19 protein-coding genes and 2 tRNA genes are annotated in these 20,736 nt (G+C 56.7%); 14 read left to right on the top strand and 7 right to left on the bottom strand.

Going from position 1 to position 20,736, the window contains the following annotated elements; translation table 11 throughout:
* The first annotated feature begins 33 nt into the window (after positions 1–33).
* Positions 34–110 (top strand) — tRNA-Asp (locus ACLH1I_RS24045).
* 53 nt (positions 111–163) lie between these two features.
* A tRNA-Trp gene (locus tag ACLH1I_RS24040) sits at positions 164–239 on the top strand.
* Positions 240–350: 111 nt separating this feature from the next.
* Here ACLH1I_RS24040 and hdfR read toward each other — a convergent pair.
* Positions 351–1,172 (bottom strand): HTH-type transcriptional regulator HdfR, encoded by an 822-nt coding sequence (gene hdfR / locus ACLH1I_RS24035; protein WP_004886879.1) that lies wholly within the window; start codon positions 1,170–1,172, stop codon positions 351–353.
* Positions 1,173–1,290: 118 nt separating this feature from the next.
* Between hdfR and ACLH1I_RS24030 the strand changes: the two genes are divergently transcribed.
* A complete protein-coding gene (locus ACLH1I_RS24030) occupies positions 1,291–1,629 on the top strand; it encodes a DUF413 domain-containing protein (RefSeq protein ID WP_004886877.1) in 339 nt (112 codons plus the stop codon).
* Between the two features lie 24 nt (positions 1,630–1,653).
* Here ACLH1I_RS24030 and ACLH1I_RS24025 read toward each other — a convergent pair whose 3' ends face one another.
* On the bottom strand, positions 1,654–3,174 hold the full coding sequence (locus ACLH1I_RS24025; protein ID WP_023319436.1) for a YifB family Mg chelatase-like AAA ATPase: 1,521 nt from the start codon (positions 3,172–3,174) through the stop codon (positions 1,654–1,656).
* Between the two features lie 354 nt (positions 3,175–3,528).
* On the opposite strand from ACLH1I_RS24025, the gene ilvL reads away from it, so the two are divergent.
* From ilvL to ilvA, 7 genes are all read left to right on the top strand, one after another.
* Positions 3,529–3,627 (top strand): ilv operon leader peptide, encoded by a 99-nt coding sequence (ilvL, locus tag ACLH1I_RS24020; RefSeq protein WP_001311244.1) that lies wholly within the window; start codon positions 3,529–3,531, stop codon positions 3,625–3,627.
* 84 nt (positions 3,628–3,711) lie between these two features.
* Positions 3,712–3,765, top strand: a complete 54-nt coding sequence (gene ilvX / locus ACLH1I_RS24015) for a peptide IlvX (RefSeq protein ID WP_201281575.1) — start codon at positions 3,712–3,714, stop codon at positions 3,763–3,765.
* A gap of 2 nt (positions 3,766–3,767) precedes the next feature.
* On the top strand, positions 3,768–5,414 hold the full coding sequence (ilvG, locus tag ACLH1I_RS24010) for an acetolactate synthase 2 catalytic subunit (RefSeq protein WP_004886873.1): 1,647 nt from the start codon (positions 3,768–3,770) through the stop codon (positions 5,412–5,414).
* Positions 5,411–5,668 carry an acetolactate synthase 2 small subunit gene (ilvM, locus tag ACLH1I_RS24005; protein WP_004886870.1) on the top strand — a complete coding sequence of 86 codons (258 nt, stop codon included), beginning with the start codon at positions 5,411–5,413 and terminating at the stop codon, positions 5,666–5,668. The genes ilvG and ilvM overlap by 4 nt, the downstream gene beginning before the upstream one ends.
* Positions 5,669–5,684: 16 nt before the next feature.
* On the top strand, positions 5,685–6,614 hold the full coding sequence (gene ilvE, locus ACLH1I_RS24000; protein WP_002883171.1) for a branched-chain-amino-acid transaminase: 930 nt from the start codon (positions 5,685–5,687) through the stop codon (positions 6,612–6,614).
* Between the two features lie 60 nt (positions 6,615–6,674).
* The gene (ilvD, locus tag ACLH1I_RS23995) at positions 6,675–8,525 is read left to right on the top strand and encodes a dihydroxy-acid dehydratase (protein WP_002883173.1); all 1,851 of its coding nucleotides are present in this window, start codon (positions 6,675–6,677) and stop codon (positions 8,523–8,525) included.
* Positions 8,526–8,527: 2 nt separating this feature from the next.
* Positions 8,528–10,072: a threonine ammonia-lyase, biosynthetic gene (gene ilvA / locus ACLH1I_RS23990; protein WP_048326190.1), complete on the top strand. Its 1,545-nt coding sequence runs from the start codon at positions 8,528–8,530 to the stop codon at positions 10,070–10,072.
* Here the strand turns inward: ilvA and ilvY are convergent.
* Positions 10,069–10,959 (bottom strand): HTH-type transcriptional activator IlvY, encoded by an 891-nt coding sequence (gene ilvY, locus ACLH1I_RS23985; RefSeq protein ID WP_002883176.1) that lies wholly within the window; start codon positions 10,957–10,959, stop codon positions 10,069–10,071. The genes ilvA and ilvY overlap by 4 nt on opposite strands.
* Positions 10,960–11,111: 152 nt before the next feature.
* Between ilvY and ilvC the strand changes: the two genes are divergently transcribed.
* Complete coding sequence (gene ilvC, locus ACLH1I_RS23980) at positions 11,112–12,587, top strand: ketol-acid reductoisomerase (RefSeq protein WP_002883178.1); 1,476 nt, start codon at positions 11,112–11,114, stop codon at positions 12,585–12,587.
* Between the two features lie 202 nt (positions 12,588–12,789).
* Here ilvC and ppiC (ACLH1I_RS23975) read toward each other — a convergent pair whose 3' ends face one another.
* Together ppiC (ACLH1I_RS23975) and ppiC (ACLH1I_RS23970) are read right to left on the bottom strand one after the other, a co-directional pair.
* On the bottom strand, positions 12,790–13,071 hold the full coding sequence (gene ppiC / locus ACLH1I_RS23975) for a peptidylprolyl isomerase PpiC (protein WP_004886861.1): 282 nt from the start codon (positions 13,069–13,071) through the stop codon (positions 12,790–12,792).
* 50 nt (positions 13,072–13,121) lie between these two features.
* Positions 13,122–13,403, bottom strand: coding sequence for a peptidylprolyl isomerase PpiC (gene ppiC / locus ACLH1I_RS23970; RefSeq protein WP_004886860.1), 282 nt, complete (start codon positions 13,401–13,403; stop codon positions 13,122–13,124).
* Positions 13,404–13,515: 112 nt separating this feature from the next.
* On the opposite strand from ppiC (ACLH1I_RS23970), the gene rep reads away from it, so the two are divergent.
* Positions 13,516–15,540, top strand: coding sequence for a DNA helicase Rep (rep, locus tag ACLH1I_RS23965; protein WP_004886858.1), 2,025 nt, complete (start codon positions 13,516–13,518; stop codon positions 15,538–15,540).
* A 51-nt stretch (positions 15,541–15,591) separates the two neighbouring features.
* Here the strand turns inward: rep and gppA are convergent, their stop codons facing one another.
* Together gppA and rhlB are read right to left on the bottom strand one after the other, a co-directional pair.
* Positions 15,592–17,082: a guanosine-5'-triphosphate,3'-diphosphate diphosphatase gene (gene gppA, locus ACLH1I_RS23960; RefSeq protein ID WP_023319439.1), complete on the bottom strand. Its 1,491-nt coding sequence runs from the start codon at positions 17,080–17,082 to the stop codon at positions 15,592–15,594.
* A 117-nt stretch (positions 17,083–17,199) separates the two neighbouring features.
* Entirely contained in the window at positions 17,200–18,465 is a 1,266-nt protein-coding gene (gene rhlB, locus ACLH1I_RS23955; RefSeq protein WP_002883222.1) for an ATP-dependent RNA helicase RhlB, read from the bottom strand.
* Positions 18,466–18,807: 342 nt separating this feature from the next.
* Here rhlB and trxA point away from each other — a divergent pair, with 342 nt between their 5' ends.
* Together trxA and rho are read left to right on the top strand one after the other, a co-directional pair.
* On the top strand, positions 18,808–19,137 hold the full coding sequence (gene trxA / locus ACLH1I_RS23950; protein ID WP_002883224.1) for a thioredoxin TrxA: 330 nt from the start codon (positions 18,808–18,810) through the stop codon (positions 19,135–19,137).
* A 332-nt stretch (positions 19,138–19,469) separates the two neighbouring features.
* A complete protein-coding gene (gene rho, locus ACLH1I_RS23945) occupies positions 19,470–20,729 on the top strand; it encodes a transcription termination factor Rho (protein ID WP_002883293.1) in 1,260 nt (419 codons plus the stop codon).
* Positions 20,730–20,736 lie beyond the last annotated feature (7 nt).

Raw genomic sequence — 20,736 nt, 5'->3', positions numbered from 1 at the left:
ACAACCGGTGGTCATAAAGCGAAAAAATTCGGTGGAGCGGTAGTTCAGTCGGTTAGAATACCTGCCTGTCACGCAGGGGGTCGCGGGTTCGAGTCCCGTCCGTTCCGCCACTTATTTAACATTAAGCCTGCTCAGATAGCAGGCTTAGTGGTAAGAAAGCTTTAGGGGCGTAGTTCAATTGGTAGAGCACCGGTCTCCAAAACCGGGTGTTGGGAGTTCGAGTCTCTCCGCCCCTGCCATTTATAAGAATCCTTTGCTCAGGCAAAGGATTTTTTTTTTTATCTCTACTATCCATCTGCAATATCCCTATTCAAAATACCTTGCTCCTCTCCGTCCATGGAGAGTACCGCTTATTCCAGGATAGGGCTTTTCAGGATCTCGTGGATCTGCGCCTGCTTATCGCTATTTTGTAACCAGATCGCATAGAGTGGGCGCGACAGCGTAGCGCTGTCCATGACCGTATGTAACCCATGCTTCTCTTTCGCCCAGCGAACAGGTAGCCAACAGCAGCCGCTCAGACGCGATAATTGCTGATAGATCAGTTCAGCTGAAGAGGTAGTGAGCAGCGGAACATCATCGCTTCCTATCAGACCCACTTCGTTTTGCTGAAAATCGGGCCCCCATTCAAGGCGCAAGTAGTTCAATTCATTTCTGTTTTTTGCAGGCGATGTGCAATACAGGGCAAGAGTAAAATTACCCAACAGCTGGCTGCTTAATTCATCCATCTTCGGCGATTCGGTGGTGATCAGCAGATCCAACTGGCGTTCGTGAAGCTGTTTAACCAGCGACTGCCGCTGCGCGATACGCGCTTCAAACTGGAGATTGTAAGGTGCGCTGTAGAGGGTGCCGAGCCAGCCGTTAAGCATGCATTCCCACAGCGAGGCGCTGGCCCCGATGGAGAATTCATTATGTCGCGAAGAGTGTGCGACCTCCTTGCGCGCAGCCTGCCAGGTATTCATTAGCGTTTCGGCGTAGGGCAGGAGCTTTTCTCCGGCGGTCGTCAGGCGAATGTTATTACGATGTCGGGTGAACAGGTTCACACCAAGTTGATTTTCCAGCTGACGAATACGAAAGCTGACCGCTGACTGCGTCAGGTAAAGCGCCTCTGCTGCTCGCCCAAAGTGACGAGTTCTGCTCACTTCCAGGAAAGTCTTGAGCAATTCCGTATCCACACCGTTCTCCACAAAATTATTTGTCGTGATGATTTAAATGTTTTGTTTGACGCTCTGTCAAGCGTAACTAATACTCCGCGCCATAAATAGCTCGGCCAAAGAATCAGGAGCGTGTAGGATGGCGGAAAGCTTTACGACGACTAATCGTTTTTTCGACAATAAAAATTATCCACGCGGGTTCTCCCGTCACGGTGATTTCACCATCAAAGAGGCGCAACTGCTGGAACGTCATGGTTATGCCTTTAACGAACTGGAACTGGGTAAACGCGAACCTGTTACCGATGATGAAAAACAGTTTGTCTCGGTGTGCCGTGGTGAGCGTGAGCCGGTAACGGAAGCAGAACGCGTATGGATTAAGTATATGGCGCGCATCAAGCGGCCGAAGCGTTTCCATACTCTTTCCGGCGGCAAACCGCAGATGGAAGGCGCTGACGATTACACCGAAAGCGATGACTAAGAAAAAAGGGCGTAAGCCCTTTTTTTACGCCATCATTTTCTGCAGATGGTTTAGCATCCGGTCTATCGCCCGATAGCTGAGCGCCTCCTGCAAATGACGGCGTTCAATCTCTTCAGCCTCTGCCAGATCGGCAATGGTTCTCGCCACCTTTAACAGACGCTGCCAGGCTCGTATAGAGAGCCCCAGCTGCGTTAGCGTCTGTTCCAGCCAGACAGCGTCCTCCCGCCGTAAGTGGCAGCAGCTCTTCATTTCACGATTCTCAAGATGCGCATTGAGCTTATTTTGTCTGAGCATTTGCCGTTCGCGCGCCGCCAGCACCCGTTGTCGGACCGTTGCGCTAGACTCTTCGCCCTGCGTGCCCTGGCTCAGTATCCCTGGCGGCGGCAGCGGGATCTCTAAGGAGAGATCGAAGCGGTCAAGGAAGGGGCCTGACAGACGTCCCAGATAACGTAATGTCTGCTCAGGCGATGTACGATTATGTTTGCCCTGATAATGCCCTGTCGGGCTTGGGTTCATTGCCGCGATAAGCTGAAAGCGCGCCGGATAGTCAATTTTGGCGCGCGAGCGTGATATATGGATCTTGCCTGACTCAATGGGTTCGCGCAGCGCATCCAGTACACGCCGCTCAAACTCCGGCAGCTCATCAAGAAACAGCACGCCATTATGGGCCAGGGAAATCTCACCGGGGACCGGTATCGAGCCGCCGCCCACCATCGCTGCCAGCGAAGCGCTATGATGAGGTGCGCGAAACGGCCTCTGACGCCACCGGGTCTTCGCGGTATGCAGATTGACCAGGCTCTGAATGGCCGTGCTCTCCAGGGCTTCCTGATTGCTTAATGGCGGCAGGAGACCGGGTAGCCGGCTGGCAAGCATGGTTTTCCCGGTGCCGGGTGGGCCGATCAGGAGCAGGTTGTGACCCCCGGCGGCCACAATCTCCAGCGCTCGCTTGCCCTGCTGCTGGCCGATAACATCGCGCAGATCTTCGCCGCGTTCATCAACGGTGGGTGCCTCGGCGAGAGGCGGCGAAAGCGATGTCTGCCCCGCGAGAAAAGCACACACCTCCTGCAGATGGTCGGCGACCAGGCAATCGCTGCCGCCGATCAGGCCGACCTCAGCCGCATTATCAGAGGAGACGACGATGCGCCGGCCGGCTTTGATGGCTTCCATTGCGCTGGGGATCGCCCCTGGAACGCCGCGTAACCCACCTGTGAGGGCGAGTTCGCCCACAAACTCATATTGATTCAGTCGCGTCGTGTTGAGCTGCTCTGAGGCAACGAGAAGCGCGAGAGCGATAGGTAGATCGTATCGCCCGCCCTCTTTAGGCAGATCCGCTGGCGCCAGGTTAATGGTTATTTTCTTCGCAGGGAAAGCGTAGCCGCTGTTGATCAGGGCGCTGCGAACCCGGTCACGGGCCTCTTTCACGGTGGTCTCCGGCAGTCCGACCATAGTCAGGCCGGGCAGACCGTTGCTGAGATGAACCTCGACAGTAATCAATGGCGCTTCGATACCGAGCGCCGCGCGGGTATAGACGATGGCGAGCGACATAAAACCTCCTGGACCAGGCAGGATTATGGCTGACCTGTGTTAAAACGGGATCGGTAATAGTCAGAAGTTAGGACCATAAATCCATACTTTTCGCGCCATATTGTTACATTTAGCCGAAACTGGAAGTTCGCTCGCAAAACAGAGCGGCGTTGGGAAGGAGGGCGCAAAAGAGCGCGGCAGGCGAGAGAAAACTGAGTTTTTTTCATCTTCGAATTTTTTCATATAAAACAATTATTTTTGCTGAAACTGTTAGGCTGCTCAGCAACAGAGATATAAAAAAATCTTGTGTTTTATGTGATGTCTGTGGTACCTCTTTAGGTATTCCTTCGAACAAGAAGCCAGAAAGTACAGAAAATGACAGCCCTTCTACGAGTGATTAGCCTGGTCGTGATTAGCGTGGTGGTGATTATTATCCCACCGTGCGGGGCTGCACTTGGACGAGGAAAGGCTTAATAATCAAGCCTTAACGAACTAAGACCCCCGCACCGAAAGGTCCGGGGGTTTTTTTATAACTGAAATAACCTAAGCGAGGAGCAGATGATGACTTTTAGCATAAAATTCTGTTTCTCCCGATTTATGACGGGGAACTAACTATGAATGGCGCGCAGTGGGTGGTACATGCTTTGCGGACACAGGGGGTCGACACCGTTTTTGGCTATCCGGGTGGCGCAATTATGCCGGTTTACGATGCACTGTATGACGGCGGCGTGGAGCACCTGCTGTGCCGGCATGAGCAAGGGGCAGCCATGGCGGCCATTGGTTATGCGCGAGCAACCGGTAAAACCGGGGTATGTATCGCGACTTCCGGCCCGGGCGCAACCAACCTGATCACCGGCCTGGCGGACGCTTTGCTTGACTCCATCCCCATTGTCGCTATCACCGGCCAGGTGGCCGCACCCTTCATCGGCACGGATGCGTTCCAGGAGGTAGACGTTCTCGGTTTGTCACTGGCCTGTACTAAGCACAGTTTCCTCGTGCAGTCTCTGGACGAGCTGCCGCGGGTCATTGCTGAAGCTTTCCAGGTGGCAAACTCAGGCCGTCCAGGCCCGGTGCTGGTTGATATCCCTAAGGATATTCAGATGGCGCAGGGCGATCTCGATCCCCATTTCTCTATGGTCGCCGATGAGATGGCATTCCCGCAGGCGGAAGTGGCTCAGGCTCTGCAGATGCTGGCTCAATCGCAGCAACCGATGCTGTATGTTGGCGGCGGGGTCGGCATGGCGCAGGCGGTACCGGCGCTGCGCGAATTCCTCGCAGTGACCCGGATGCCGGCGACCTGCACCCTGAAAGGGCTGGGCGTGGTGGACGCCGATTACCCGTATTATCTCGGCATGCTGGGAATGCACGGCACCAAGGCGGCCAATCTGGCGGTACAGGAGTGCGATCTGCTGATCGCTGTCGGCGCGCGCTTTGACGATCGCGTGACTGGCAAGCTCAACACCTTCGCGCCGCATGCCAAAGTGATCCATATGGACATCGATCCGGCGGAGCTGAACAAGCTGCGCCAGGCGCACATTGGTCTGACCGGCGATCTGAACCGCTTGCTGCCGGCGCTGCAGCAGCCGTTAGCGATCGATGGCTGGCGCGAGCGGAGTGCCGCACTGCGTGCCGATCACGCCTGGCGTTACGATCATCCCGGTGAGGCTATCTACGCGCCGCTGCTGCTGAAACAGCTTTCCGACCGCAAGCCGGCGGACAGCGTGGTGACAACCGACGTAGGCCAGCATCAGATGTGGTCGGCTCAGCATATGACCTATACCCGCCCGGAAAACTTCATCACCTCCAGCGGCTTAGGCACCATGGGCTTTGGCCTGCCGGCCGCCGTTGGTGCCCAGGTGGCGCGCCCTAACGATACGGTGATCTGTATCTCTGGTGACGGCTCCTTCATGATGAATGTGCAGGAGCTGGGCACCGTAAAACGCAAGCAGTTACCGCTGAAGATCGTATTACTCGACAACCAGCGGTTAGGGATGGTTCGACAATGGCAGCAGCTGTTTTTCCAGGAACGTTATAGCGAAACCACTCTGACTGATAACCCTGATTTCCTCACGCTGGCCAGCGCCTTCGGTATTCCTGGCCAACACATCACCCGTAAAGACCAGGTTGAAGCGGCACTCGACACCATGCTTTCGAGCCAGGGGCCATACCTGCTTCATGTCTCAATCGACGAACTTGAGAATGTCTGGCCGTTGGTGCCGCCCGGCGCCAGTAACTCTGAAATGCTGGAGAAATTATCATGATGCAACATCAGGTCGCTTTACAGGCACGTTTCAACCCGGAAACCTTAGAGCGCGTGCTGCGCGTTGTCCGTCACCGTGGTTTTCAAATCTGCGCAATGAACATGGAAACCGCAGCGGACGCACAGAACATAAATATCGAATTGACCGTTGCCAGCCCGCGGCCCGTCGAATTACTGTTTAGTCAATTAAGTAAACTGGTCGACGTTGCCTGCGTCGAGATCCAGCAACCCACATCACAACAAATCCGCGCCTGAGCGCAAAGGAAGAAAAATGACGACGAAAAAAGCTGATTACATCTGGTTCAATGGCGAGATGGTTCCGTGGGGCGAAGCGAAAGTTCATGTGATGTCCCATGCGCTGCACTATGGCACCTCGGTATTCGAAGGCATCCGTTGCTACGACTCGCACAAAGGCCCGGTGGTGTTCCGTCATCGCGAACATATGCAGCGTCTGCATGACTCAGCCAAAATTTATCGTTTCCCGGTCTCCCAGAGCGTCGACGAACTGATGGAAGCCTGCCGCGAAGTCATTCGCACTAATAATCTGACCAGCGCTTATATCCGCCCGCTGGTGTTTGTTGGCGATGTCGGCATGGGGGTAAACCCGCCTCCGGGTTACAACACTGACGTGATCATCGCGGCGTTCCCGTGGGGAGCCTACCTCGGCGCAGAAGCGCTGGAGCAGGGGATCGATGCCATGGTCTCTTCCTGGAACCGCGCGGCGCCGAACACAATCCCGACGGCGGCGAAAGCCGGCGGCAACTATCTCTCCTCGCTGCTGGTTGGCAGCGAAGCGCGTCGCCATGGCTACCAGGAAGGTATCGCCCTCGATGTTAACGGCTATATCTCTGAAGGCGCTGGCGAAAACCTGTTTGAAGTGAAGGACGGCGTGCTGTTCACTCCGCCGTTTACCTCTTCCGCGCTGCCGGGCATTACCCGCGACGCCATCATCAAGCTGGCGAAAGATCTCGGTATTGAAGTCCGCGAGCAGGTATTGTCCCGTGAATCCCTGTACCTGGCGGATGAAGTCTTCATGTCCGGCACCGCGGCGGAAATCACCCCGGTACGCAGCGTGGATGGCATCCAGGTCGGCGCAGGCCGTCGCGGTCCGGTCACCAAACGCATTCAGGAAGCCTTCTTTGGCCTCTTCACCGGTGAAACAGAAGATAAATGGGGCTGGTTGGATCCGGTAAGTAAGTAATTAAAAATGGGACGGCACGCACCGTCCCATTTAATAAACACAGATGGGAGTAAAAAGAGCATGCCTAAGTACCGTTCCGCCACCACCACACATGGCCGCAATATGGCGGGCGCCCGCGCGTTGTGGCGCGCAACCGGGATGACCGATGCCGATTTCGGCAAACCGATTATCGCCGTCGTTAACTCCTTTACCCAGTTTGTTCCTGGGCACGTGCACCTGCGCGACCTCGGCAAACTGGTTGCCGAGCAGATTGAAGCCGCCGGTGGCGTGGCCAAAGAATTCAACACCATCGCAGTGGATGATGGGATCGCCATGGGCCACGGGGGTATGCTCTATTCACTGCCATCCCGCGAGCTGATCGCCGACTCGGTGGAGTACATGGTTAACGCCCATTGTGCGGATGCGATGGTCTGTATCTCCAACTGCGACAAAATCACCCCGGGGATGCTGATGGCTTCCCTGCGCCTGAACATTCCGGTGATCTTTGTGTCCGGCGGCCCGATGGAAGCCGGGAAAACCAAGCTGTCAGATAAAATCATCAAGCTCGACCTGGTGGATGCGATGATCCAGGGGGCGGATCCGAAAGTGTCCGACGAGCAGAGTAATCAGGTGGAACGCTCCGCCTGTCCGACCTGCGGCTCCTGTTCCGGGATGTTCACCGCCAACTCCATGAACTGCCTGACCGAAGCGCTGGGCCTGTCGCAGCCGGGTAACGGCTCTCTGCTGGCGACCCACGCCGATCGTAAGGAGCTGTTCCTTAACGCCGGGAAACGTATCGTTGAGCTGACCAAACGCTATTACGAGCAGGATGACGCTTCCGCGCTGCCGCGCAATATCGCCAGCAAGGCGGCCTTTGAGAACGCCATGACGCTGGATATCGCCATGGGCGGTTCCACCAACACCGTTCTGCACCTGCTGGCGGCGGCGCAGGAAGCTGAAATCGACTTCACCATGAGCGATATCGATAAGCTTTCCCGCAAAGTGCCGCAGCTGTGTAAGGTGGCGCCGAGCACGCAGAAATACCATATGGAAGATGTGCATCGCGCCGGCGGCGTGCTGGGCATTCTGGGCGAGCTGGACCGCGCCGGGCTGTTGAATCGCGAGGTCAAAAACGTTCTCGGCCTGACGCTGCCGCAGACCCTGGAACAGTACGATGTGATGGTGACCCAGGACGACGCGGTGAAAAAAATGTTCCGCGCCGGGCCGGCGGGCATCCGTACCACCCAGGCGTTCTCGCAAGACTGCCGCTGGGATACGCTGGATGACGATCGCGCCGAAGGCTGTATCCGTTCTCTGGAACACGCTTACAGCAAGGACGGCGGCCTGGCGGTACTGTACGGCAATTTCGCGGAAAACGGTTGTATCGTGAAAACCGCCGGCGTGGACGACAGCATCCTGAAATTTACCGGTCCGGCGAAAGTGTATGAGAGCCAGGACGATGCGGTTGAGGCCATCCTCGGCGGTAAAGTCGTTGAAGGCGACGTCGTGGTGATCCGCTACGAAGGGCCGAAAGGCGGGCCGGGGATGCAGGAGATGCTTTACCCCACCAGCTTCCTGAAGTCGATGGGGCTGGGCAAAGCCTGCGCGCTGATCACCGATGGCCGTTTCTCCGGCGGCACCTCAGGGCTCTCTATCGGTCACGTCTCACCGGAAGCAGCGAGCGGCGGCAACATCGCGCTCATTGAAGATGGCGACATGATCGCGATTGATATTCCGAACCGCAGCATTCAGCTGCAGCTGAGCGATGCGGAAATTGCGGCGCGTCGTGAAGCCCAGGAAGCGCGTGGCGACCAGGCGTGGACGCCGAAAAATCGCCAGCGTCAGGTCTCCTTTGCCCTTCGCGCCTACGCCAGCCTGGCGACCAGCGCCGACAAAGGCGCGGTTCGCGATAAATCGAAACTGGGTGGCTAATCATGGCGGATTCACAACCCCTGTCCGGTGCCCCTGAGGGCGCCGAATACCTGAGAGCAGTGCTGCGCGCACCGGTTTATGAAGCGGTGCAGAAAACACCGCTGCAAAAAATGGACAAACTCTCTTCTCGCCTGGATAACGTTATTCTGGTGAAGCGCGAAGATCGCCAACCGGTACACAGCTTTAAGCTGCGCGGCGCCTACGCGATGATGTCCAGCCTGACCGTGGAACAGAAATCCCACGGGGTGATCACCGCCTCGGCGGGCAATCATGCCCAGGGCGTGGCGTTCTCCGCATCGCGGCTGGGCGTTAAGGCACTGATCGTGATGCCGGTAGCGACCGCCGACATCAAAGTGGATGCCGTTCGCGGCTTTGGCGGCGAAGTGCTGCTGCATGGCGCCAACTTTGACGAAGCGAAGGCGAGGGCGATTGAGCTGGCGCAGCAGCAGGGCTTTACCTGGGTGCCGCCGTTCGATCACCCGATGGTCATCGCCGGTCAGGGAACCCTGGCGCTGGAGCTGCTGCAGCAGGATGCCCACATCGACCGCGTGTTCGTCCCGGTGGGCGGCGGCGGCCTGGCGGCAGGCGTGGCGGTGCTGATCAAGCAGCTGATGCCGCAGATCAAAGTGATCGCGGTGGAAGCGGAAGATTCGGCCTGCCTGAAGGCGGCGCTGGACGCCGGTCATCCGGTGGACCTGCCGCGCGTCGGCTTGTTTGCCGAAGGCGTGGCGGTCAAACGCATCGGCGATGAAACCTTCCGTCTGTGCCAGGAGTATCTGGACGACATCATCACCGTCGACAGCGACGCTATTTGCGCGGCGATGAAGGATCTGTTCGAAGATGTGCGGGCGGTGGCAGAGCCTTCCGGCGCGCTGGCGCTGGCGGGGATGAAGAAATATATCGCTCAGCACAATATTCGCGGTGAGCGACTGGCTCACATCCTGTCCGGGGCCAACGTCAACTTCCACGGTCTGCGCTACGTGTCTGAGCGCTGCGAGCTCGGGGAACAGCGCGAAGCGCTGCTGGCGGTGACGATCCCGGAAGAGAAGGGCAGCTTTCTGAAGTTTTGCCAGCTGCTGGGGGGCCGCTCGGTGACGGAGTTCAACTACCGCTTTGCCGATGCCAAAGACGCCTGTATTTTTGTCGGGGTACGCCTGAGTCGTGGCCTGGAAGAGCGCAAAGAGATCCTCCAGTTACTGAACGACGGCGGCTACAGCGTGGTGGATCTCTCTGATGATGAGATGGCTAAGCTGCATGTGCGCTATATGGTCGGCGGCCGGCCGTCAAAAGCGCTGCAGGAGCGGCTGTTCAGCTTCGAGTTTCCGGAATCGCCGGGGGCGCTGCTGAAATTCCTGCATACCCTTGGCACCCACTGGAATATTTCACTGTTCCACTACCGCAGCCACGGCACTGACTATGGTCGGGTACTGGCGGCCTTCGAGTTGGGCGAGCACGAGCCGGACTTTGAAACTCGTCTCAATGAGCTGGGCTATGAGTGCCACGACGAAACGCATAACCCGGCATTCCGCTTTTTCCTCGCGGGTTAGTGGTTGGGAAGAATTTTCCAGAAAGCATCAATAAGCGGCTCATGCAGCCGCTTTTTTTGTGCGCAAACGCCCAGCTCAAACGGCGTTTGCTCATCGCTGCGCTCCAGGATCATCACCCTGTTGCGTACCGGCTCCGGACTGTTCTCCAGCACCACTTCCGGCAGCAGCGCCACGCCGCATCCCAGGGCGACCATCGACACCATCGCTTCGTGCCCGCCGACGGTGGCGTAGATCGACGGATTGCTGATTTTATGCCGCCGAAACCACAGCTCGATGCGCCGACGTACCGGCCCCTGGTCGGCCATGATAAAGGGCACTGTCGACCAGTCGGGGCGCTCGACGGTCACCTGGTTGCGCACCGGGCAGGGAAGGGCCGGGGCAATTAACACCACGGCGAGGTTCTCCAGCATCGAAAACGCCACCGACCCTGGCAGAGTCTCCGGCTTACCGGCAATCGCCAGGTCGGCTTCGCCGGTGACCACCTTCTCCATGGCGTCGGCGGCGTCGCCGGTCGACAGCTTGATCTCCACCGAGGGGTGCGCGGCGCGAAAGCGGTCGAGGATCGGCGGCAGATGGCTATAGGCGGCGGTGACGGAGCAGAAGATGTGCAACTCGCCGGAGAGCGAAGGGCCCTGCTGATCGATGACGTGACGAAGCTGCTGATACTGCAGTAAAGTCTGTTGGGCAAAGGTACGTAACTCTTCCCCGGCTTCGGTAAGGGTCACCGTGCGATTATCTCGCACGAACAGCGGCTGGCCGAGGTCCTCTTCCAGACGCTGGATCTGGCGCGAAAGCGTCGACGGGCTGACATGCATGGCCCGCGCGCTGCGGCCAAAATGGCGGCTTTCCGCCAGATGCAGAAAGGTTTTCAGATCGCGTAAATCCACGGCGCGTACTCCCCGGTTTTGTATTTCATAAAATGCAACGTGACGTTGTGAATATATCAATTTCCGCAATAAAATTCCTGTCATATAGTAAGTTCATTCTCGCAAAAGCGAACCGAACAATAAGCACGACACAACATCACGGAGTTACAGACATGGCTAACTACTTTAATACACTGAACCTGCGCCAGCAGCTGGCACAGCTGGGCAAATGCCGCTTTATGGCGCGCGACGAATTCGCCGATGGCGCAAGCTACCTTCAGGGTAAAAAAGTGGTCATCGTCGGCTGCGGCGCGCAGGGCCTGAACCAGGGTCTGAACATGCGTGACTCCGGCCTGGATATCTCCTATGCGCTGCGCAAAGAAGCGATCGCCGAGAAGCGCGCCTCCTGGCGTAAAGCGACCGAAAACGGCTTCAAAGTCGGCACTTATGAAGAGCTGATCCCGCAGGCGGACCTGGTGGTTAACCTGACTCCGGACAAACAGCACTCTGACGTTGTGCGCTCCGTACAGCCGCTGATGAAAGACGGCGCGGCGCTGGGCTACTCCCACGGTTTCAACATCGTGGAAGTGGGCGAGCAGATCCGTAAAGACATCACCGTGGTGATGGTGGCGCCGAAGTGCCCGGGTACCGAAGTGCGTGAAGAGTACAAACGCGGTTTCGGCGTACCGACGCTTATCGCGGTACATCCGGAAAACGACCCGAAAGGCGAAGGCATGGCCATTGCGAAAGCATGGGCAGCGGCGACCGGCGGCCACCGTGCGGGCGTGCTGGAATCTTCCTTCGTTGCCGAAGTGAAATCTGACCTGATGGGCGAGCAGACCATCCTCTGCGGCATGCTGCAGGCGGGTTCTCTGCTGTGCTTCGACAAGCTGGTGGCGGAAGGTACCGACCCGGCGTATGCAGAAAAACTGATTCAGTTCGGCTGGGAAACCATCACCGAAGCGCTGAAGCAGGGCGGCATTACCCTGATGATGGATCGCCTCTCTAACCCGGCGAAACTGCGCGCTTATGCGCTCTCCGAGCAGCTGAAAGAGATTATGGCGCCGCTGTTCCAGAAACACATGGACGACATCATTTCCGGCGAATTCTCCTCCGGTATGATGGCGGACTGGGCGAACGACGATAAGAAACTGCTGACCTGGCGTGAAGAGACTGGTAAAACCGCGTTCGAAACCGCGCCGCAGTATGAAGGTAAAATCGGCGAGCAGGAGTACTTCGATAAAGGCGTTCTGATGATCGCGATGGTGAAAGCGGGCGTTGAGCTGGCCTTCGAAACCATGGTGGCCTCCGGCATCATCGAAGAGTCCGCTTACTACGAATCACTGCACGAGCTGCCGCTGATCGCCAATACTATTGCCCGTAAGCGTCTGTACGAGATGAACGTGGTTATCTCTGATACCGCTGAATATGGTAACTACCTGTTCTCTTATGCTTGCGTACCGCTGCTGAAAGAGTTCATGACCACCCTGCAGACTGGCGACCTGGGTACGGCGATTGCCGAAGGCGCGGTAGACAACGCTCAGCTGCGTGATGTTAACGAAGCCATTCGCAGCCACGCTATTGAGCAGGTTGGTAAGAAACTGCGCGGTTATATGACCGATATGAAGCGTATCGCGGTAGCCGGCTAATTCCTCGTCGTCTTTCGACTTGCCGATGCGTTGGCTACGGTACGTACACCCCAGTCACATAGTAATCTATGTTCACGGGGATGTACTTCCTTGCCGCCTTCCGGCAAGCCGAAATCCATAGAGGAATGGATTTGTTTAATAGGCCTGATAAGCGAAGCGCCATCAGGCAAAAACCCGGAGATTAAGATCCCCGGGTTTTTTATTATTTCCGGTACAGCACTTTGATGATGTGGTAGCCGAACTGGGTATGCAGCGGGCCGGTTGGCTCCAGCACCGGGCAGGAGAAAACCACTTTATCGAACGCCGGCACCATCTGGCCCTGGCGGAACTCACCTAAATCACCGCCGCGTTTGCCTGATGGGCAAATGGAGTGCTTCTTCGCCAGCTTACCGAAGTCGGCGCCGTTTTTAATCTGCTCCAGAAGATCCAGAGCCAGTTTCTCTTCTTTAACAAGAATATGCAGTGCTGCTGCTGTTTTTGCCATGATCGTGCCTTGAATAGGTTGAGATAAATCGGGGCGCAATATACCACGCGTCAGCGGCGATAAAGCACCTTAATGATATGGTAGCCAAATTTGGTTTTTACCGGACCGTAGGGCTTGAGAAGTGGGCAGCTAAAGACCGCCTGATCGAATGGGCCGACCATCGCGCCTTGCTGAAACTCCCCCAGATCGCCGCCGTTACGCCCGGACGGGCATTTCGAATAGCGCTTCGCCAGATGATCGAAGCTGATGCCGCGTTCCAGTTTGGCAAGGATCTCCTGGGCCAGTTTCTCTTCTTTGACCAGGATATGCAGGGCTGCTGCGGTCTTTTTCATGGTTCTGCTCTACGGGTTAATCGCGATTTCTTCACTTTACCATCAGTCGGTAAATCTCGGCTCCGCTTTCTGCTACAATCCCCACCCCGTTCGAAGATTGAGCAAGACTCCCATGCGTTTAAACCCTGGCCAACAACAAGCCGTCGAATTTGTAACCGGACCTTGCCTGGTGCTGGCGGGCGCCGGCTCCGGTAAGACCCGCGTGATCACCAATAAAATCGCCCACCTGATCCGCGGCTGCGGCTATCAGGCGCGCCATATCGCGGCCGTGACCTTTACCAATAAAGCCGCGCGCGAGATGAAAGAGCGCGTTGGGCAAACGCTGGGGCGCAAAGAGGCGCGCGGGCTGATGATTTCCACCTTCCACACTCTGGGGCTGGATATCATCAAGCGGGAATACGCCGCGCTGGGCATGAAGTCTAACTTCTCCTTATTCGACGATACTGACCAGGTGGCGCTGCTCAAAGAGCTGACCGAAGGGTTGATCGAAGATGACAAAGTGGTGCTCCAGCAGTTGATCTCGACGATCTCCAACTGGAAAAACGATCTGAAAACCCCGGCGCAGGCCGCCGCGGGTGCGAAAGGCGAACGGGATCGCATCTTCGCCCACTGCTATGGGCTGTACGATGCGCATATGAAGGCCTGCAATGTCCTCGATTTTGACGATCTGATCCTGCTGCCGACGCTGCTGCTGCAGCGCAACGAGGAGGTGCGCGAACGCTGGCAGAATAAGATCCGCTACCTGCTGGTGGATGAGTATCAGGATACCAACACCAGCCAGTATGAGCTGGTGAAGCTGCTGGTGGGCCAGCGTGCGCGTTTTACCGTGGTAGGCGACGATGACCAGTCGATCTACTCGTGGCGCGGCGCGCGGCCGCAGAACCTGGTGCTGCTCAGCCAGGACTTCCCGGCGCTGCAGGTTATCAAGCTTGAGCAGAACTATCGCTCCTCCGGGCGTATTCTGAAAGCCGCTAACATTCTGATCGCCAATAACCCGCACGTTTTTGAAAAGCGGCTGTTCTCTGAGCTGGGATATGGCGCTGAGCTGAAAGTGCTCTCCGCCAACAATGAAGATCATGAAGCGGAGCGCGTGGCCGGGGAGCTGATCGCCCACCACTTCATTAATAAAACCAATTACAAAGACTACGCGATCCTTTATCGCGGCAATCACCAGTCGCGGGTCTTTGAAAAGATGCTGATGCAGAACCGCATCCCGTACAAAATCTCCGGCGGCACGTCGTTCTTCTCGCGCCCGGAAATTAAAGATCTGCTGGCCTATCTGCGCGTGCTGACCAACCCGGACGACGACAGCGCCTTCCTGCGTATCGTGAATACACCGAAGCGCGAGATCGGCCCGGCGACGCTGCAAAAGCTCGGTGAGTGGGCGATGGGCCGCAACAAAGGATTGTTCACCGCCAGCTTTGATATGGGTCTCAGCCAGACGCTGACCGGGCGCGGGTATGAATCACTCACCCGCTTCACCCACTGGCTGCGTGAGATCCAGCAGCTGGCCGAACGCGAGCCGGTCAACGCCGTGCGCGACTTAATCCGCGGAATTGACTACGAATCCTGGCTGTATGAAACCTCGCCCAGCCCGAAGGCCGCAGAAATGCGCATGAAAAACGTCAACCAGCTGTTCACCTGGATGACCGAGATGCTGGAAGGCAGCGAAATCGATGAGCCAATGACCCTGACGCAGGTGGTCACCCGCTTTACGCTGCGCGACATGATGGAGCGCGGTGAATCGGATGAAGAGCTGGATCAGGTGCAGCTGATGACCCTTCATGCCTCAAAAGGGCTGGAGTTCCCGTATGTTTACCTGGTGGGAATGGAAGAGGGATTGCTCCCGCACCAGAGCAGCATTGATGAAGATAATGTCGATGAAGAGCGCCGGTTAGCCTACGTGGGCATCACCCGCGCGCAGAAAGAGCTGACCTTTACGCTCTGTAAGGAGCGCCGGCAGTATGGTGAGGTGGTGCGCCCGGAACCGAGCCGTTTTCTGCTGGAGCTACCCCAGGACGATCTGATTTGGGAGCAGGCGCGCAAAGTGATTACCGCTGAAGAGCGAATGCATAAAGGACAGGCTAACGTGGCGAACATTCGCGCCATGCTGGCAAAAGCTAAAGAGAAAGGATAGCGATAAGCTGGCCGGGTAAGGCGAAGCCGCCGCCCGGCAATGTTCAGCGTATTACTTCACCTCAAGCACCCAGTGCACATAGCTCTGCCACTGGCATTCCTGTTCGATCAGCTCAGCCCCAAGCGGGTGATTATCCAGCCAGTTTTCCGGCAGCGTCAGGGACAGTTTTTCATCATCGGCCACAAGATTGATGGCGGGCAGCAAATCGTCACGCCGCCGGCTGGCAAAGAGGATCGCCAGTCGCAGCAGGCGACAAAGATGTTCGGCAACTCGCGGCGGGACGGCATTCTGCTGATGAAGCGATGAGAGGTCGATGGCGTTAGTCTGGTTAAGCAGCAGCGTCGCAATCAGCTTCTTCTGCGCCGGGGTAAAGCCGGGCAGGTCGAGATTATTGACCAGATAGGCCGCGTGCTGCGGCGCGCGCTTAAAATCCACGCTCAGGCCAATTTCATGCAATGCACAGGCGCTGAGGAGCAAGTCGCGGCTTAGCGGATCCAGCTCCCAGCTGCCGTCCAGCTGGCTGAGCAGGTGGCTGGCGAGACCAGCGACGCGCTGGGCCTGTTCGGTGTCGATCATAAAACGACGCTGAATATTACGCAGAGTGCGGCTGCGGATGTCCTGTTCAACGGAGAGATGCAGCATGCCGTACACCAGACCTTCACGTAACGCGCCGCCCGCGAGGGTCATACACTGAATATTCAGTTCGCTGAAGATAGCGATAAGGATCGCCAGCCCGCTTGGAAACACCAGCGCTCGCTCAAGGGTTAAGCCTTCGATCTCCAGCTCTTCCAGGCGTCCGCACTGAATGGCGCGCTGTTTAAGCTGCTGGAGTTTGGTCAGGGTGATCCGCTCATCCATCCCCTGCGCCATCATAATTTCCTGCAGAGCCTGAACGGTGCCGGAGGCGCCAACGCACACTTTCCATCCGTGATAGCGCAGCACATCGGCGACGGGCAGCAGCACCTCACGCGCGGCCGCCTCGGCAAGATCGAAATTTTCTTTCGTCAGGCTGCGATCGGCGAAATAGCGTTCAAGCCAGGTCACACAGCCCATCGACAGGCTAAATAGCGAGGTCGTTTGCGCGCCGGTTCCGGTCACCAGTTCGGTGCTGGCGCCGCCGATATCGACCACCAGACGCTGATCGGCGCCGCCGGTGGTGTGGGCGACCCCCTGATAAATCAGACGCGCTTCTTCTTCGCCACTAATGACCTGTACCGGACTGCCGAGGATCTCCTGCGCTTTCGCCAGAAATTCGCCGGCATTGACGGCAAGACGCAGCGTGGCGGTGGCCACGACGCGGATTTGCGCCGGCGGAATATCCTGCAGGCGTTCGGCAAACAGGCGTAAGCACTGCCAGCCGCGCTCCATCGCTTCTGCGGAGAGTGTGTTGTCGCTATTCAGGCCGGCGGCAAGACGGACTTTGCGCTTAATGCGGCTCAGCGTCTGGATACTGCCAGCCACCTCGCGCACCACCAACATATGAAAACTGTTGGAGCCCAAATCAATGGCGGCATACAGCGAGGTGGAGCTCATGCTCTTCATCGTTCAGAAGGCTCCCTGGTCGACGGGGCGCTTGTGCCCAATCCGTGTAACTGAGCGGGTTGCCGGGGAAGCGCGCCCTGGCACATTCTGAATGATTGAGCGTATAGCATAGATTTCTTAACCTGAACGACGACGATTGCGCGGTGGACCGTTGCGGCGCGGGCCGTTGCCTGGGCGAGCACGGGTCAGGCGCAGCGGCTTCGGCAGATCGGTCATCAGCGCGTCCGGGTTGTACTTGCTGACCGGAATTGAGTGACCAATATAGGTTTCGATAGCCGGCAGGTTCAGCGCATACTCTTCGCAGGCGAGGCTGATGGAGTGACCGCTGGCGCCAGCGCGACCGGTACGGCCAATGCGGTGAACGTAATCTTCGCAATCGTCTGGTAGATCGTAGTTAAAGACGTGGGTCACGGCCGGAATGTGCAAGCCACGAGCGGCAACGTCAGTCGCGACCAGGATATCGAGGTCGCCGCGGGTAAATTCTTCGAGAATACGCAGACGTTTTTTCTGCGCCACGTCGCCGGTCAGCAGACCTACGCGATGGCCGTCGGCGGCGAGATGGCCCCAGATATCTTCACAACGATGCTTGGTATTGGCGAAGACGATGGCGCGATCGGGCCACTCTTCTTCCAGCAGCGTCTGCAGCAGGCGCATTTTTTCTTCGTTGGACGGGTAGAAGAGCTCTTCTTTAATACGGTGGCCCGTTTTCTGTTCCGGCTCGACTTCAACGTACTCGGCGTTGTTCATTTGTTCGAACGCCAGTTCGCGTACGCGATAGGAAAGGGTCGCGGAGAACAGCATGTTCAGACGCTGAGTGGCCGGCGGCATGCGGCGGAATAGCCAGCGGATATCTTTAATAAAGCCGAGATCGTACATGCGATCGGCTTCGTCCAGCACGACGACCTGAATGGCGCCGAGGTTAATGTGGTTTTGCTTCGCGTAATCGATCAGACGACCGGTGGTGCCGATCAGAATATCGACGCCGCTTTCCAGCACTTTCAGCTGCTTATCGTAGCCGTCGCCGCCGTAAGCCAGACCCAGCTTCAGACCGGTGGCCTGCGCCAGCGGTTCAGCGTCCGCGTGGATCTGTACCGCCAGTTCACGCGTCGGCGCCATAATCAGCGCGCGCGGCTGGTTTACCTGGCGATCGGCGATAGCCGGGTGAGAGAGAAGATAATGAAACGTCGACGTCAGGAACGCCATCGTTTTACCGGTACCGGTTTGCGCCTGCCCGGCGACATCGCGGCCTTCCAGCGTCAGCGGAAGGGCGAGGGCCTGAATAGGTGTGCAATTATGAAACCCTTTCTTTTCAAGGGCTTCAATGACTGCCGGGTGCAGGGCGAAGTCGGAAAACTTCTGTTCTGTTAAATGTGTTTTGCTCATAGTGTGGTAGAATATCAGCTAACTATTGCATTAAGAAAGCGTATCCGGTGAAATAACGTCAACCTTTCGTTGGCGGTGTGCGAAATTATTCAAGGTACGTCTACGGTAACTGAACGAATCCAGGATAGCTTAGACCACTAAGCGAGTCGGGAGCGATAAATCTGCAGCATGCAGTTCGCGTTCGGGCAACCCTGGCGTCAAAAGGTGGGTCCATGATGGATCGCGCCAGTTGGCAGACCAGAGAATTGAGGTATCCTGAAGAATAGCGTGCATAACGTAGCTGCAGCGCGTCGTTGATGGCTACGACACCAACACACCAGGCTTATTCCTGTGGAGTTAAATATGAGCGATAAAATTATTCACCTGACTGACGACAGTTTTGACACGGACGTACTCAAGGCTGACGGGCTGACCCTCGTCGATTTCTGGGCAGAGTGGTGTGGTCCGTGCAAAATGATCGCCCCGATTCTGGATGAGATCGCTGAAGAGTATCAGGGCAAACTGACCGTAGCTAAGCTGAACATCGACCAGAACCCGGGTACCGCGCCGAAGTACGGCATTCGCGGCATCCCAACCCTGCTGCTGTTCAAAAACGGCGAAGTGGCGGCCACCAAAGTTGGCGCCCTGTCCAAGGGTCAGCTGAAAGAGTTCCTCGACGCCAACCTGGCGTAAGCGAATTGCTGTTCCGGCGTCCGGATTCCTATTTTTTGCGGAACTCTGGACGCCCGGCTGGAGTCGTGCTAAGTTAATCCACAGACTTCGTTTTAAACATACCTTGTTTGAATCTTGTTTTACCCGAAGCATCCCGCAAAAAAATGCGCGTGAAGCTATTAATTCCGGGCTTTTCACTCATTCCGTCTAGTCGTTTCAGTTCTGCGTTCTTTCCTGTGACCAGGCAACGTACAGACACGAGATGAAGGCCGTTAACAGGCATGGAAGTTCCTGCCATACCATTCACAACATTAAGTTCGAGATTTACCCCGAGTTTAAGAACCCACACCACTATGAATCTTACCGAATTAAAGAATACGCCGGTTTCTGAGCTGATTACTCTCGGCGAAAATATGGGGCTGGAAAATCTGGCTCGTATGCGTAAGCAGGATATTATTTTTGCCATCCTCAAGCAGCATTCGAAGAGTGGCGAAGATATCTTTGGCGACGGCGTACTGGAGATACTGCAGGATGGATTTGGATTCCTCCGCTCCGCAGACAGCTCCTACCTCGCCGGCCCTGACGACATCTACGTATCCCCCAGCCAAATCCGCCGTTTCAACCTCCGCACTGGTGACACCATTTCCGGTAAGATTCGTCCTCCGAAAGAGGGTGAGCGTTACTTTGCGCTGCTGAAAGTTAACGAAGTTAACTACGACAAGCCGGAAAACGCCCGTAACAAGATCTTGTTCGAGAACTTAACGCCGCTGCACGCGAATTCTCGTCTGCGTATGGAGCGTGGTAACGGTTCTACCGAAGACTTAACCGCTCGCGTACTGGATCTGGCTTCCCCGATTGGCCGCGGCCAGCGTGGTCTGATCGTCGCGCCGCCGAAAGCCGGTAAAACCATGCTGCTGCAGAACATCGCGCAGAGCATCGCTTACAACCATCCGGACTGCGTGCTGATGGTGCTGCTGATCGACGAACGTCCGGAAGAAGTGACCGAGATGCAGCGTCTGGTCAAAGGTGAAGTCGTTGCTTCCACCTTCGACGAACCGGCATCCCGTCACGTTCAGGTTGCTGAGATGGTTATCGAGAAAGCGAAACGTCTGGTTGAACACAAGAAAGACGTTATCATCCTGCTCGACTCCATTACCCGTCTGGCGCGTGCCTACAACACTGTGGTCCCGGCTTCCGGTAAAGTGCTGACCGGTGGTGTGGACGCTAACGCCCTGCACCGTCCGAAGCGTTTCTTCGGCGCGGCGCGTAACGTTGAAGAGGGCGGTAGCCTGACCATCATCGCCACGGCGCTGATCGACACTGGCTCCAAAATGGATGAAGTTATCTACGAAGAGTTTAAAGGCACCGGTAACATGGAGCTGCACCTCTCTCGTAAGATTGCTGAAAAACGCGTCTTCCCGGCTATCGATTACAACCGTTCCGGTACGCGTAAAGAAGAGCTGCTCACCACTCAGGAAGAGCTGCAGAAAATGTGGATCCTGCGCAAAATTATCCATCCGATGGGTGAGATCGACGCGATGGAATTCCTCATTAATAAACTGGCAATGACTAAGACGAATGATGACTTCTTCGATATGATGAAGCGCTCGTAAGGTAAAA

It is taken from the genome of Klebsiella sp. 1SOBk10mer, from assembly GCF_046602535.1.
GTDB classification, from domain to species: Bacteria; Pseudomonadota; Gammaproteobacteria; order Enterobacterales; family Enterobacteriaceae; genus Klebsiella; species Klebsiella quasipneumoniae.
The sequence above is the reverse complement of the archived record's forward strand: the minus strand, read 5'-3'. Positions and strand labels throughout refer to the sequence as shown.